We start from the raw sequence: 14,004 nt of genomic DNA on the forward strand, positions 1-14,004 counted from the left end.
TGTGGCCGCCATGCCGTAGCGGCACAGTGGCCGCTGGTCATCGATCCGACCTGCCGGAAGTCACTTTCTGCGCCAGCCCCATTGCCGGCGCCGCGCTGCGCGGTCAGCATCCGCGGCATGCACCGCGTCCTGCACGATCTGATCGACCCCAAGCGCCTGGCCGGCCTGGCCACCGTAGCCACCGTGCTGTGGTCGTTTCAGCTGCAGCACCAGGCACCGGCCGCCTTGCGTTGGCCGGCGGCCGGCCTGTTCGTGCTGCTGTTGCTTGGCTATCGCTACCTGCCCGCGCCGCGTCTGCGCGATGCCGCGCTGTGGCTGCAAGCCGCCGCGGCGCTGGTCCTGGTGTGGCTGGAACCGGGCGTCGGCACCGCGCCGGTGCTGCTGGTGGTGGTGGTGACGCAGGTGGCCTTGCTGTGGGAGCCGCGCCGGGTGTTGCTGCTGGCGCTCCTGGTCAACCTGGGCACCTTCCTGTTGCTGTCCACGGCCGGTTTCAAGCGCGCGTTGCTGACCACCCTGATCTACGCCGGCTTCCACGCCTTCGCCGGGCTGTCCGCGCACTACGCGCGCACGGCCGAGCGCGCCCGCGAAGCGCTGGCCCGGGTCAATGCCGACCTGCTGGCCACGCGCGCGCTGCTGGCCGACAGCGCGCGCGATGCCGAACGCCTGCGCCTGGCGCGCGAGCTGCACGACGTGGCCGGGCACAAGCTGACCGCGCTGCGGATCAATCTGCGCCTGCTGCTGACCGATCCGGACCTGGCGCGGCGCGAGGAACTCGGCGTGGTCGAGCGCCTGTCCGGCGAGCTGCTGGCCGATATCCGCAACGTGGTGCAGTCGCTGCGCGACGACCAAGGCCTGGACCTGGAGACCGCGCTGCGCGCGCTGGCCGCGCCTTTCCCGCGGCCGCAGCTGCGGCTGCAGATCGCGCCGGGCGTGCGCATCACCGATCCGCAGCTGGCCGAGACCCTGCTGCGGCTGGTGCAGGAAGCGCTGACCAACGCCGCCCGGCATGCCGATGCCGATGAGGTACATATACGTCTGCATCACGAGGATGGGCAATTGCGCGTGGACATCGAGGACGACGGCCGCCGTGGCGAGCGTATCCAGGAAGGCAACGGCATCGCCGGCATGCGCGAGCGCATGGCCGCGCTGCGCGGCCGGCTCGATCTGGGCCGCACGCCGCTGGGCGGCATGCAACTGACCGCGCGGTTGCCGCTGTGAGTGCCTTGCGCATCGCCCTGGCCGACGACCAGATCCTGGTGCGCGCCGGCCTGCGCGCATTGCTGCAGACCCAGGGCATCGTCGTGGCCTGCGAGGCCGACGATGGCGAAGCGCTGCTGGCCGCGCTGGCGGCCACGTCGGTGGACGTGGTGCTCAGCGACATCCGCATGCCCGGCCTGGACGGCATCCAGGCGCTGCAACGGCTGCGCGCGCGCGGCGATGCCACCCCGGTCCTGCTGCTGACCACCTTCGATGACGCCGACCTGCTGCTGCGCGCCACCGACGCCGGCGCGCAGGGCTTCCTGCTCAAGGACGCCGCGCCCGAAGACCTGCGCGACGCGATCGTGCGCGTGGCCGCGGGCGAGACCCTGCTGCAGCCGGTCAGCACCGACCCGGTCCGCGCGCGCTACCGCTACCGCGACGAGGACGCGCCGCGCGACACCTTCAACGAACGCGAAGTGGCGATCCTGCGTCTGCTCGCCGGCGGCTACTCGAACAAGGAAATCGCGCGCAGCCTGTTCCTGGCCGAAGGCACGGTGAAGAACTACGTCTCCACCATCCTGGACAAGCTCGGCACTCGCGACCGCACCCGCGCGGTGCTCAAGGCGATCACGCTGCGGATCATCTGAGTGGCTGTGGGTGCCGGTCGCGGCTGAAGCCGCTCCTACAGTGGTGGCAGAGGCCGCGGCGTACCCGTGGCAAGAGGCCGCGGCGTGCTCGCGGCACGCACGGCATCGTGTGGGAGCGGCTTCAGCCGCGACACAGACCAGACGAACGCAGTCAAGCCAGCACATCACGCGACACGCACCGCCAACGCCAGCCAGCCATGCTTCGTCGCACGCCCGCACCAGCATCGCCGGTGCATAACGCCTCCATACCCCGCCGTCTGCAGCCTTCGGCCCTTCTGCATGCGCGCCGCAGACATTAAGATGCCGCGGGGCATCTTGCCGAGAGGACACCACGTTGATCATCCACCCGAAAGTTCGCGGTTTCATCTGCACCACCACGCATCCGCTCGGCTGCGAGCGCAACGTGCTCGAACAGATCGAGGCCACGCGTGCGCGCGGCGTGCGCAGCGATGGGCCAAAGAAAGTGCTGGTGATCGGCGCCTCCAGCGGCTACGGCCTGGCCTCGCGGATCACCGCCGCGTTCGGCTTCGGCGCCGACACGCTGGGCGTGTTCTTCGAAAAGCCCGGCAGCGACAAGAAGGCCGGCACCGCCGGCTGGTACAACTCGGCCGCGTTCGACAAATTCGCCAAGGCGCAGGGCCTGTACAGCAAGTCGATCAACGGCGACGCCTTCTCCGACGAAGCGCGCGCGCAGGTGATCGAACTGATCAAGACCGAGATGGGCGGCCAGGTCGACCTGGTGGTGTATTCGCTGGCCTCGCCGGTGCGCAAGCTGCCCGGCACCGGCGAAGTGAAGCGCTCGGCGCTCAAGCCGATCGGCCAGACCTACACCGCCACCGCGATCGACACCAACAAGGACGCGATCATCGAGGCCTCGATCGAGCCGGCCACCGAGCAGGAGATCGAAGACACCATCACCGTGATGGGCGGCCAGGACTGGGAACTGTGGATCGACGCGCTGGCCGCCGCCGGCGTGCTCGCGCCGGGCGCGCGCAGCGTCGCCTTCAGCTACATCGGCACCGAGATCACCTGGCCGATCTACTGGCACGGCGCGCTGGGCAAGGCCAAGGTGGACCTGGACCAGACCGCACAGCGCCTGCACGCGCGCCTGCAGCAAAGCGGCGGCAGCGCCAACGTGGCGGTGCTCAAGTCGGTGGTGACCCAGGCCAGCGCGGCGATCCCGGTGATGCCGCTGTACATCTCCATGGTCTACAAGATCATGAAAGAGAAGGGCCTGCACGAAGGCACCATCGACCAGCTCGACCGCCTGTTCCGCGAGCGCATGTACCGCGCAGACGGCCAGGCCCCGGCCACCGACGAGCAGAACCGCCTGCGCCTGGACGACTGGGAACTGCGCGACGACGTGCAGGACGCCTGCAAGGCGCTGTGGCCGCAGGTCACCACCGAGAACCTGTTCCAGCTCACCGACTACGCCGGCTACAAGCACGAATTCCTCAAGCTGTTCGGCTTCGAGCGCAAGGACGTGGACTACGACGCCGACGTGAATCCGGACGTGCAGTTCGATTGCATCGAGCTTTAGGAACAGCCGGGATTCGGGATTGGGAATTCGGGATTGGAAGAGCCGGGATTCGGGATTGGAGAAGCGGCCGGCAGCGATGCCGGCCGTTTTGCGTTGGGTGTCTGTCGCGGCTGAAGCCGCTCCTACACAAGCGCGCATCTCTCCTGTAGGAGCGGCTTCAGCCGCGACCGGAACGAGGAAACGCCAGCGTCGAATCGGATTGGAGATGCGGCCGGCGCCTGAGGCCGCCTTTCGTTGAGGTGCCTGTCGCGGCTGAAGCCGCTCCTACAGAAGCACGCGTCTCCCCCTGTAGGAGCGGCTTCAGCCGCGACCGGAACGAGGAAACGCCAGCGTCGAATCGGATTGGAGATGCGGCCGGCGCCCGAGGCCGCCTTCCGTTGAGGTGCCTGTCGCGGCTGAAGCCGCTCCTACACAAGCGTGCATCTTCCCTGTAGAGCGGTGCCAGCCGCCACGGCCGGCACCGATCTTCGGTCGCCGCGCGCTCAGCGGAAAAGAGCGATGTCGATCGCGTCCGCCATGGCGGCGTAGCCGGCATCGTTGGGATGCAGCCGGTCGCGCGAGGCGAAGCGGGCTTGAAGCTGGAGCGGATGCTCGGCATCGCGCAGGACCGTATCGAAATCGATCACTGCATCGAACGCGCCGCTGTTGCGTATCCAGGCGTTGACCGCCTGCCGCGTCGCCTCTTTCTGCGGCGAGTAGAAGCCGGGAACTGTATTGCCGGCAAAGGGCGTCAGGGTCGCGCCGATCGCCTTGATCCCATGGTCGTGCGCGCGCGCGATCAATTGCCGGTAGGCAGCGATGACTTGCTCCGCGGTCCTGACCTCCGCCGGCGGCGCAAAGTAGCGCGCACCGATCTTGACCCCTGGTGCGGCGATATCGTTGATCCCTTCCAGGAGCACGAGATGCGTCACGCCCGGCAGCGACAGGACATCCCGGTCGAAGCGGGCCAAGCCGCTCGCGCCGTACCCCTCATGCGACAACTGGTTGCCCGCGATTCCGGCATTCACCACGGACAAACCGGGATCGGCCGCCGCCACGCGCTGCGCGAATTGCGCCGGCCAGCTGCGGTCCGCGTCGGTGGTGGATCCCGCACCGTCGGTGATCGAATCCCCGAATGCCACCAGCAACCGCTGCGAGCGCACCTGCGGCACCAGTACCGCGGTGAGCGCGATGGACGAGGTGGATGTCGCGGCCGGCGCGATACTCGGCTCTCGCGTGTGGTCGCCGGGCGCGCTCACCACGGCGTGCTTCAGCGCCAGGGAGTGCAGCGTGCTGGATGCGACCCGCTCCGGAAAGAACAGGCTGATGCTGACCTGCGCGCCCGGCGCGACCGCCAGTTCGACCGGATCGCTGAGCACGGGGGCGCCCGCGGGAACGCTGACGGAGGAATTCCCGCCGAATGTGAGCGGCCGCAGCGAACCCGGTTGCACGGTCGAAGCATCCGTCGCCACGGCGATGGATGCCGCACCGATCGTCAACGGCGATGAACCGAATTCGTTGGACAATCGGACCCGCAACCGGGCACCACCGACGGACATGCGTACCCGCTGCCGCACCGTCTGCCCGTCGAGGTTCGCCAGCGGCTCGTCCGCATCGGCTTCCCCGACCTGAGGACTGGTGGCCCAGCTGGCGATCCATCCCGGCTGCGCCGACGCCGCCTGTGCGTAGGAAGGGCGGGGGCATGCGCCGCCCAGCAGTGCAGCGACGAGGGCGGCGGCGATCGAGATGCGGCTCATGGGCGCACGACGGCCTGACGGGAAGCGTCCATTGAGGTCTCGGAAATGGCGGGAAGGGCCTGCAGTCTAGCGAGAACCGCCGGTCTCCCAGCGCGACGCGGGAAACCAAGGCCGACGCTGCGCCGGGCATTGCAGGACGGGCCGCGCCAATCCGCACATGGAAACCGCCCGGTATCTGAAGCGTGTCGCAGCTCGCGGCTGAAGCCGCTTCTGCAAAGGTGGGGATTTGCGATTCGTGGTGGCGTCAATGCCGTGTTTTTCATGGGCGCCTTGGCATTGCGACCGCCTCATTTTCCTGTCGCGGCTGAAGCCGCTCCTACAAAAACCGTGCGCGCTGCCCCTGTAGGAGCGGCTTCAGCCGCGACAGAAAAACGAACCACAACAACGCCGCACCACGCACAAAACCACCGCAACCAACGCTCCTACGAATCCCCAATCCCCACTCCCCAATCCCGGCCCCTCACCGCTTCACATCGAACCGCGACGTCCCCACGCAGGCCTGCACGTCGGCCTCACCCAGCGGATGGAAATCGCCCGGCACCGAGTGCTTCAGGCAACCGGCGGCCAGGCCGAAGCGGATCGTGGCGGTGTCGTCCCAGCCCTGGCTCAGGCCGTGCAGCACGCCCGCGGCGAACGCGTCGCCGCCGCCGATGCGGTCGACGATGCCGGTCAGCTCTTCGCTCGGCGCCTGCGCCACGCTGCCGTCGCGGCGCAGCAGCATTGCGCCCAGGCTGTGGTGGTCCACGCTGTGCGCCACGCGCTGGGTGCAGGCCATCGCCTGCAGTTGCGGGAACGCGGCAAAGGCGTCGCGCGCGCCGGCTTCCACCCGCGCCTGCGCGCTGTCCTGCGGGTACTGGTGGCCCAGCACCACGCCCAGGTCGCGGTAGTCGGCGAACAGCACGTCGGCCTGCGCCAGCAGCTGGTGCAGGATGCCCGGCGCGTCGCCGTTCCAGGCCTCCCACAGTTTGGGCCGGTAGTTGCCGTCGAACGACACGCGCACGCCGCGCGCGCGCGCGCTGCGCGCCGCCGCCAGCGCCGCGGCCGCGCCGCGTTCGCCCAGCGCCGGAGTCACCCCGGACAGGTGCAGCCAGTCCGCGCCCTGCAGCAGCGCCGGCCAGTCGTAGGCATCCGCCTCCGCCAGCGCGAACGCCGAGCCGGCGCGGTCGTAGGTGACCTCGCTGGGTCGGTGCCCGGCGCCGGTGGTCAGGAAATACAGGCCCATGCGCCCGGGCACGAAGCGCACGCCGCGGGTGTCCACGCCGTGCCGGCGCAGTTCGCCGGCGGCCGCTTCGCCCAGCGGGTTGTCCGGCAGCACGCTGACCATCGCCACGTCGTGGCCGAAATGCGCCAGCGACACGCCGACGTTGGCCTCGGCGCCGCCGACATGCACGTCCAGCCGCGGCGACTGCAGCAGGCGTTCGTGGCCGGGAGCGCCCAGGCGCAGCAACAGTTCGCCGAAGCAGACGATGCGGGATGCGGTCATGGCGGGGAAGATCCTGATCGGTCGAAGAGGGCGCCCAGCATGCCGGGAACGGCGGCCCCGGCCAAGTCCATTGGCTATCGGTGTCATTTTCTGCGGCGTCCAATACTCTGCCGTCGCAGCGGCCGCGCCAAGCCAGGTAAGGCTTTGTGTCTAAAGCCTGCAAATCCGCTAGATTTTCTGCTGCGCTGCAAGATGCCGCAATGTTTCGCAACTGTTAACGTCGGTTTTGACCAGCGGTGTCATCCGCGGCAACAGCCCGAAATATCACGCAGTTCATGTAACCCTTGGGAGGGGAGGACATGCAATCTCGTACCGAACGCCGGAAGACACCGGTTACCTTGCTCGCATTCTCGATCAGTCTGGCCCTGCAGGCCGGCGTGGTCCACGCCCAGGACGTTCCCGCGCAGGATCCTGCGCCCGCCACCGGCTCCACTGAACCGGCCACCCAGCTCGACACGGTCACCGTCACCGGCTACCGCGCCAGCGTGGAGAAGGCGCTGGACCTCAAGCGCGGCGAGACCGGCATGGTCGACGCCATCGTGGCCGAGGACATCGCCGACTTCCCCGACCTCAACCTGGCCGAATCGCTGCAGCGCATCCCCGGCGTGGTCATCACCCGCGATGCCGGCGAAGGCCGCAGCATCTCGGTGCGCGGCCTGGGTCCGGATTTCACCCGCGTGCGGGTCAACGGCATGGAAGCGCTGACCACGGTCGGCGGCTCCGACCAGTCCGGCGGCTCCAACCGCAGCCGCGGCTTCGACTTCAACGTGTTCGCCTCGGACCTGTTCACCCAGCTGGTAGTGCGCAAGACCGCCTCGGCCGACGTCGAGGAAGGCTCGCTCGGCGCCACCGTGGACCTGAAGACCGCGCGCCCGTTCGATTACGACGGCTTCACCCTGGCCCTCAACGGCCAGGCCGGCTACAACGACATGGCCGACAAGGCCGACCCGCGCGTGGCCGGACTGATCGCCAACACCTGGGCCGACGGCACCTTCGGCGCACTGCTGTCGGTGGCGTACTCGGAGCGGCAGATCCTGGAAGAAGGCAGCAACAGCGGGCGCTGGGCCAACGGCCCGAGCAACGGCAACTTCAGCGCCACCTCGCCGTTCGCCGCCGCGCGCGGTGCCAACGTATTCCACCCGCGTTTCCCGCGCTACACGCTGATGGAGCACGAGCAGAAGCGCACCGGCGTGACCGGCTCGCTGCAGTGGAAGCCGAGCAAGGACACCCAGTTCTCGCTGGACGGCCTGTACTCCAAGATCGACGCCAAGCGCACCGAGAAGTACATCGAGGCGATCTCCTTCAGCCGTGGCGCCTCGCAGGGCGGCAAGCCGCAGACCATCGTCAAGGATGGCTACATCGACCCGAAGACCGGCGCGCTGCTGTACGGCCAGTTCGACGACGTGGACATCCGCTCCGAGCAGCGCTACGACGAGTGGAACACCGTCTTCAAGCAGCTCACCCTCAACGGCGAGCACAAGTTCAGCGACTCGTTCAAGATCGACGGCCAGATCGGTACCTCCAGCTCCAAGCACGAGAACCCGATCCAGACCACGATCATCATGGACAAGCTCAACGTCGATGGTTACTCGTACGACTACCGCGGCAACAGCCGTTCGCCGGTCTTCAACTACGGCGTCGATCCCACCGACGGCAGCGGCTGGACCCTGGCGGAAATCCGCCTGCGTCCGCAGTACGTCGAGAACACCTTCGACACCGGCAGCCTGAACTTCGAGTGGACCCTGAGCCCGGGCTTCAGCCTGCGCGGCGGCGTGCTGGCCAAGGACTACTCGTTCAAGACCAAGGAACTGCGCCGCGCCTCGGAAGTGTCGGTCCCGGCCTTCGCCGGCGGCACCCGCATCGTGCCGGTCAACATGACCGAGCTGGCGACCCTCGGCGGCGTCAGCGGCAGCCCGGGCAGCTGGGTGGTGCCGGATCTCAATGCGGTGGGCAATGCGCTGGACATCTACAGCGGCACCGGCACCTTCGCCCTGGCCGAGCGCGCGGTGAACTCGCGCAGCGTCGAAGAGAAGGACCGCGGCGCCTGGTTGATGGGCCAGTTCGGCTTCGACATCGGCTCGGTACCGGTCAACGGCAACCTCGGCGTGCGTTACGTCAAGACCAAGCAGGAATCCACCGGCTATGCCACGGTCGGTACCGGAGTGGTGCAGACCACGGTCAACCGCGAATACAACGACACGCTGCCGTCGCTGAACCTGGTCGCCGAACTCTCGCCGGACTTCCTGGTGCGCTTCGGCGCGGCCAAGGTGATGTCGCGTCCGGGTCTGGGCAGCCTGACCCCGGGCGTCACCGTCAATGTGTCCGGCGGCGCGCGCACCGTCAGCGGCGGCAATCCGGATCTGGAACCGATCCGCGCCAAGACCGCCGACCTCGGCTTCGAGTGGTACTTCCAGGACGGCGCGATGCTGGGTGCGGCGGTGTTCTACAAGGACATCGAGAGCTTCGTGCAGACCACCCGCGTGACCCAGCCTTACTCGGCCAGCGGCCTGCCGGCCAGCCTGCTCGACGGCACCGGCGCCAGCGTCAACGACGACTTCGTGTTCAGCGTGCCGCTCAATACCCCCGGCGGCGACCTGAAGGGCGTCGAGCTCAACTACACCCAGCCCTTCGCGTTCCTGCCGGGCAAGTGGAGCAACCTCGGCGTGCAGTTGAACTACACCTACGTCGATTCGAAGATCCAGTACCTGACGGCGACCGGTGCGGCCTCGCTGGAAACCGACCTGACCGGCCTGTCGAAGAACTCGTACAACGGCACCCTGTTCTACCAGGGCGAACAGCTCAGCGCGCGGGTGTCCTACACCCACCGCGACGAGTACCTGACCCAGGTGCCGGCTACCGAAACCGGCTTCGACGTGCACGGCATGACCGCGGTCAACACGGTGGACGCCTCGATCAGCTGGAAGATCGACGACCACCTGGAGCTGAGCCTGGAAGGCATCAACCTGACCAACGAACCGTCCGACGAATGGGTCGGCTCCACCTCGCAGCTGCCGTTGCAGTACAGCGAGACTGGCCGCCAGTACCTGCTGGGCGTGCGCTACAAGTTCTGAAGTCTGCGCCCGCCGGTGTCGCGCCCCGTGCGCGGCACCGGCAGCGCGCCGCTGCCTGCATACTCGCCGGATCGGGGGTAGGGAGGATCGCCATGCGGCGGCACGCGCGCACGGCGATCGCAAAGGAGCGACATGAAAGAGGCAATCCGCCGCAGCGCCACGCGCGCTGCCGCAACGATGTTCCCCTGTAGGAGCGGCTTCAGCCGCGACAGGCACTCACCATCCCGCGACATCGCGCCACACGCGCGCTGCTCCGCACGGACAGGCCAAACATCCCCCACCACCGGCAATCGCATCCTGGCCTATTGCCTGGCCATGCTGTCCTGCCTGGCACTCCCGGCCTTCGCCGCCCCCGCCCCCGCCACCACCGCACCCGAACTCCTGTTCCGCGTCTCCGCCGACCAAGGCTTCGACGCCGACATCGCCAAAGGCGACCCCAAACCCAACTTCCGCGACAAGGTCGCCCTCGTCCCCACCGGCGTAAAGGGCAACGCCATCGAATGGGCCGACGACGGCGTCCTCGCCTGGAACGCGCCCGGCAACCTCTACACCCAACGCGGCACCCTCTCTTTCTTCTGGCGCTCGCGCTATCCCGTGGGCGAAGCCCCGTTCGTGATCTTCCGCGTCGGCTACGCCGATCACAGCAGCTGGGACATGGCCTGGCTGCGCATCGACTGGAACGGCCACGGCTTCGACGCCTTCGTCACCGACGCCAACCTGGCGCGCACCCGCGTGTCGTTCACCCTCGACAGGAACCCCACCGCCAGCGCCTGGACCCACCTCGCCTTCGCCTGGGACGAAACCCGCGGCGTACGCCTGTACGTGGACGGCAAGGAAGCCGCACGCGCCGACTGCGCGCAGGCGTGCGCCGACGGCGGCTCGCTCGACTTCGACGCTGCGCTCGACCAGCTCGGCCTGGCCGGGCGGGTGATGGCCCCGCACCAGGTGCAGAGCCGCTACAACTTCCTGCGCGGCAGCGACTTCGACGAGATCCGCGTCTACGACCGCATGCTCGACGCCGCCGGCGCCGCGGCCCTGGCCCGCCAGCAGGAACCGCGCAGCGCCGAACCGCCGCGCGCCGACGCAGCGCGCAACGCCTGGCTGCATCGTTTCGGTTGGGATCATGGCCACGCACCACCCGCACTGGACACACCATCCACGCGCATCCGCAAGGTCGAATTCGCTGACGCCAAGGACCTCAAGCAGTGGATGTGGAAGGCCACCGACGGCATCGCCGAGACCACCTGGCCCGGCGTCTACAACCGCTCGCGCCTGCCCGGCCGTAACGACTACTTCCAATTGCCGGACTGGAACGTCTACGTCGAAGGCGGCAAGGCGCTGGACCTCACCCTGCCCGACGAACCGTTCAACCGCATCGAACTGCGCGGCGCCGCCTACGGCCAGGCCAGCTACGCCGCCACCGGCGCAACGCCCGCGCCGCTGTTCCAGCGCAGCCAAGGCACCGTGCGTAGCGTCGACCAGTTCGAACGCCGCCGTGGCGGCCACCTGCGCTTCACCAACACCGCGCAGGAAACCCCGATCCAGGAAATCTGGGCCTACGACGTCAGCGCCGGCGCACCGCCGTCCGACCCCAGCGCCACCCTCAGCTACACCGTGCGCAGCGACATCGCGCCGGACTACGCCAACCTCGCCACGCTGCGCGGCTACATCGCCGGCCGCTACCCGCCGGCCGAACGCAGCACCGTGGTCGCGCTGCCGAGCAAGGCGCCGGCCCGCAAGCGCAGCGACGAAAAATCCGCCGCGCCGCCGCTGCCGATCGTGCACGTGCTGATCCCCTCCAGCCTCGGCGACGCCCCGCCGGACCAACCGCTGATGCGCAGCTGGTCCTACGGCTGGGAAAACATGCACGACGGCCTGGACGGCATCGCCATCGACCTGCCGGCGCTGGACCTGCCGGCCACCCACGACGGCCTGATCCCGCTCAACATCCGCATCAAGGACCCGATCTGGCCGGCGCGCGACATGCTCGACGTGTCGGTGTCGGTGAAGCCGGGCCAGGCGCGCACGCTGTGGCTGGACCTGCGCGACCGCATCCTGAGCAACGACAGCCTGATGCTCAGCATCGCCTCCGCCGCGCCCGGTTTCGACGCGCGCGCGCTGGACGGCGCGCAGCTGCGCCTGCTGTTCAAGCCGCGCGACCAGGCCAAGGCCGAACACATCGCCGACCGCTTCAACCAGGTCAAGGACAACTGGGGCTTCCTGGTCGAGGAACACACCACCTCCAAGCGCCAGTTGCTGTACGCGCGCCTGGGTGCGGACATCAGCGACCTGCTGCGCGTGGACCCGGACAACGCACTCGGCCGCGAATACTGGAACGACATCAGCTACGGCAACCAGGGCGCGCTGCCGGTGGACCTGCCCACCCCGCCCAAAGGCGTGCCGGCCTGGGCGTTCTGGCAACTGGAAGACCTCAAGGCCACGCGCCGCTACATCCGCTGGTGGATCGACGAGCGGCAGGTGGCCTACGGCGATTTCGGCGGCGGCATCTCCGACGATTCCGACCTTACCCAGCAATGGCCGGGCGTCGCCCTGATGGGCGTGGACCCGGACAAGCTCAACGCCTCGCTCACCGCGCTGTCCGACGCCAACTACCGCAACGGCATGTTCACCGACGGCCTGTCCACCATCGAGACCGACGAACTGCATTCCTACGAGGAAGGCATCAACATCAACAGCGCCATGCTCTACCTCAACTGGGGCGACCCGCTGACGGTGGAACGCCTGATGCGTACGGTGAAGGCCTTCGACACCATCATCCAGGTCAACCCGCAAGGCCACCTGCTGTTCGCCAGCAACTGGTTCGGCGGGCGCAAGGTCTACCGCGAGCCGAACTGGCAGTGGCAGAAACCGTACTCGTTCCCGGTGCTGCACCCGGCCATGCTGCTGGGCGGCTACAACGCCGACCCCAACAGCCGCCGCATCGTCACCGGCCTGGCCGACGGCTACCTCGCCCACGCCTACACCAACGCCAAGGGCCAATGGGCGCTGCCCAACGAGATCAACTGGACCACCGGCAAGACCCGCGGCGGCGAACTGTTCGAAGGCAGCGGCGGCGCCGACACCCTGCACACCTTCTGGGCCGCCTACCGTTGGACCGGCGACGCGCGCTACCTCAAGCCCATCGACTACCGCGTCGCCAACGCCGGCCCGGCGGGCCTGTCGCTGCTCAACGAAAACTTCCTCGATGTACTTGGCAAGCGCGACAGCTGGGGCGCCGACCTGGCCAAGGTCGCCGCCAAACCAGATGCCGTCCCCGACTTTGCCCACCACGCCGCCTGGGAAGCCAGCGGCGAGACCGCCTGGCTGGAAGCCCTGTACCGCGCCGAGACCCGCGACAAACTGCAGAGCTTCTATATGAACACCGAAGGCCACTGGTGGAGCGACCGCGTCGAATCGCCCACCGTGAACCTGCAGCGCGCCCGCCTGGGCGGCGTGGCACTCAAGCGCAACCAGACCTACCCCGGCCATACCGTCAGCTGGCGCTTCGCCGACCCCGAAGGCGCCGTGCAGGTCGCCCTGCTGCTGCCCAAACCGCGCCAGGACCGCTTCACCGTCATTGGCTACAACACCGGCGGCAAGGCGCAGCAGGCGCAGATGACCGGCTGGAACGTCGCCGCCGGGCAATGGCGCATGCGCTCGGGCCTCGATCGCGATGGCGACGGACACATCGACGGCAAGGCCGCCACGCGCGAGTTCGCGTTAGAGAAGAGCGGCGCGGTGGGCGTGGAATTCCCGTCTGGCAAGACGGTGGTGATGGAGTTCGAACTCATCGCGCCTGCCGCGCTGCCGGTGGAGCAGCGGCCGGACCTGGGGATTGGGCGTGGCGACGTGCGGGTGAGTGCGGATGCCATCGAGGTCACTGTGCACAGCCTGGGCCATGCGGATGCGCCGGCGGGGTTCGTGGTGCTGGAGGATGCACGTGGCCGGGAATTGGCGCGGGCGCCGTTTCCTGCGTTGGAGGCGCCGCGGGATTTGGAGCCGAGGACTGCGAACGTGCGGTTGGCGGTGCCGGGGGGCGCCAGTACCAAGGGTGGCCGTTTGCGGGTCGTCAGCGAGGATGAGGTGGACGAGGTGACGCAGCGCAATAACGCGGTGGCCTTGCCCTGATAAGCAGGGCATAACCAGCGGCGGCTCCTCCGATAATGGAGGGCGCCGCCGCAAGGAAAGCGGTTCCGGGACAGAATTTGCATTTGTCTCCACGCGCCGCATCGCGTCGTGCTACAACAGAATCGCAACCACACTCCAGGGAGAAAGTTTCCTCCAAGAGTGATATGCCGGCCAGCTCTCGCTTGGCCGTAGAACACAA

At 68.2% G+C, this 14,004-nt stretch carries 7 protein-coding genes; 5 read left to right on the forward strand and 2 right to left on the reverse strand.

Features of this window, described 5'->3' with window-relative positions:
* Positions 1-117 precede the first annotated feature (117 nt).
* The 3 genes from HEP75_RS00225 to fabV all read left to right on the forward strand — a co-directional run bounded on the left by HEP75_RS00225 (position 118) and on the right by fabV (position 3,387).
* Complete coding sequence (locus tag HEP75_RS00225) at positions 118-1,218, forward strand: sensor histidine kinase (protein ID WP_185825011.1); 1,101 nt, start codon at positions 118-120, stop codon at positions 1,216-1,218.
* Positions 1,215-1,847 (forward strand): response regulator transcription factor, encoded by a 633-nt coding sequence (locus HEP75_RS00230; protein WP_185825012.1) that lies wholly within the window; start codon positions 1,215-1,217, stop codon positions 1,845-1,847. The genes HEP75_RS00225 and HEP75_RS00230 overlap by 4 nt, the downstream gene beginning before the upstream one ends.
* Positions 1,848-2,181: 334 nt before the next feature.
* Entirely contained in the window at positions 2,182-3,387 is a 1,206-nt protein-coding gene (gene fabV, locus HEP75_RS00235; protein ID WP_185825013.1) for an enoyl-ACP reductase FabV, read from the forward strand.
* Between the two features lie 482 nt (positions 3,388-3,869).
* On the opposite strand, the gene HEP75_RS00240 is transcribed toward fabV, so the two are convergent.
* Together HEP75_RS00240 and HEP75_RS00245 are read right to left on the reverse strand one after the other, a co-directional pair.
* On the reverse strand, positions 3,870-5,123 hold the full coding sequence (locus HEP75_RS00240; protein WP_185825014.1) for an SGNH/GDSL hydrolase family protein: 1,254 nt from the start codon (positions 5,121-5,123) through the stop codon (positions 3,870-3,872).
* A 460-nt stretch (positions 5,124-5,583) separates the two neighbouring features.
* Entirely contained in the window at positions 5,584-6,606 is a 1,023-nt protein-coding gene (locus HEP75_RS00245) for a sugar kinase (RefSeq protein WP_185825015.1), read from the reverse strand.
* 299 nt (positions 6,607-6,905) lie between these two features.
* Between HEP75_RS00245 and HEP75_RS00250 the strand changes: the two genes are divergently transcribed.
* A complete protein-coding gene (locus HEP75_RS00250; protein ID WP_185825016.1) occupies positions 6,906-9,677 on the forward strand; it encodes a TonB-dependent receptor in 2,772 nt (923 codons plus the stop codon).
* 315 nt (positions 9,678-9,992) lie between these two features.
* Entirely contained in the window at positions 9,993-13,805 is a 3,813-nt protein-coding gene (locus HEP75_RS00255) for a LamG-like jellyroll fold domain-containing protein (RefSeq protein WP_185825017.1), read from the forward strand.
* Positions 13,806-14,004: the final 199 nt, after the last annotated feature.

Source organism: Xanthomonas sp. SI, from assembly GCF_014236855.1.
In the GTDB taxonomy this organism is placed as follows: domain Bacteria; phylum Pseudomonadota; class Gammaproteobacteria; order Xanthomonadales; family Xanthomonadaceae; genus Xanthomonas_A.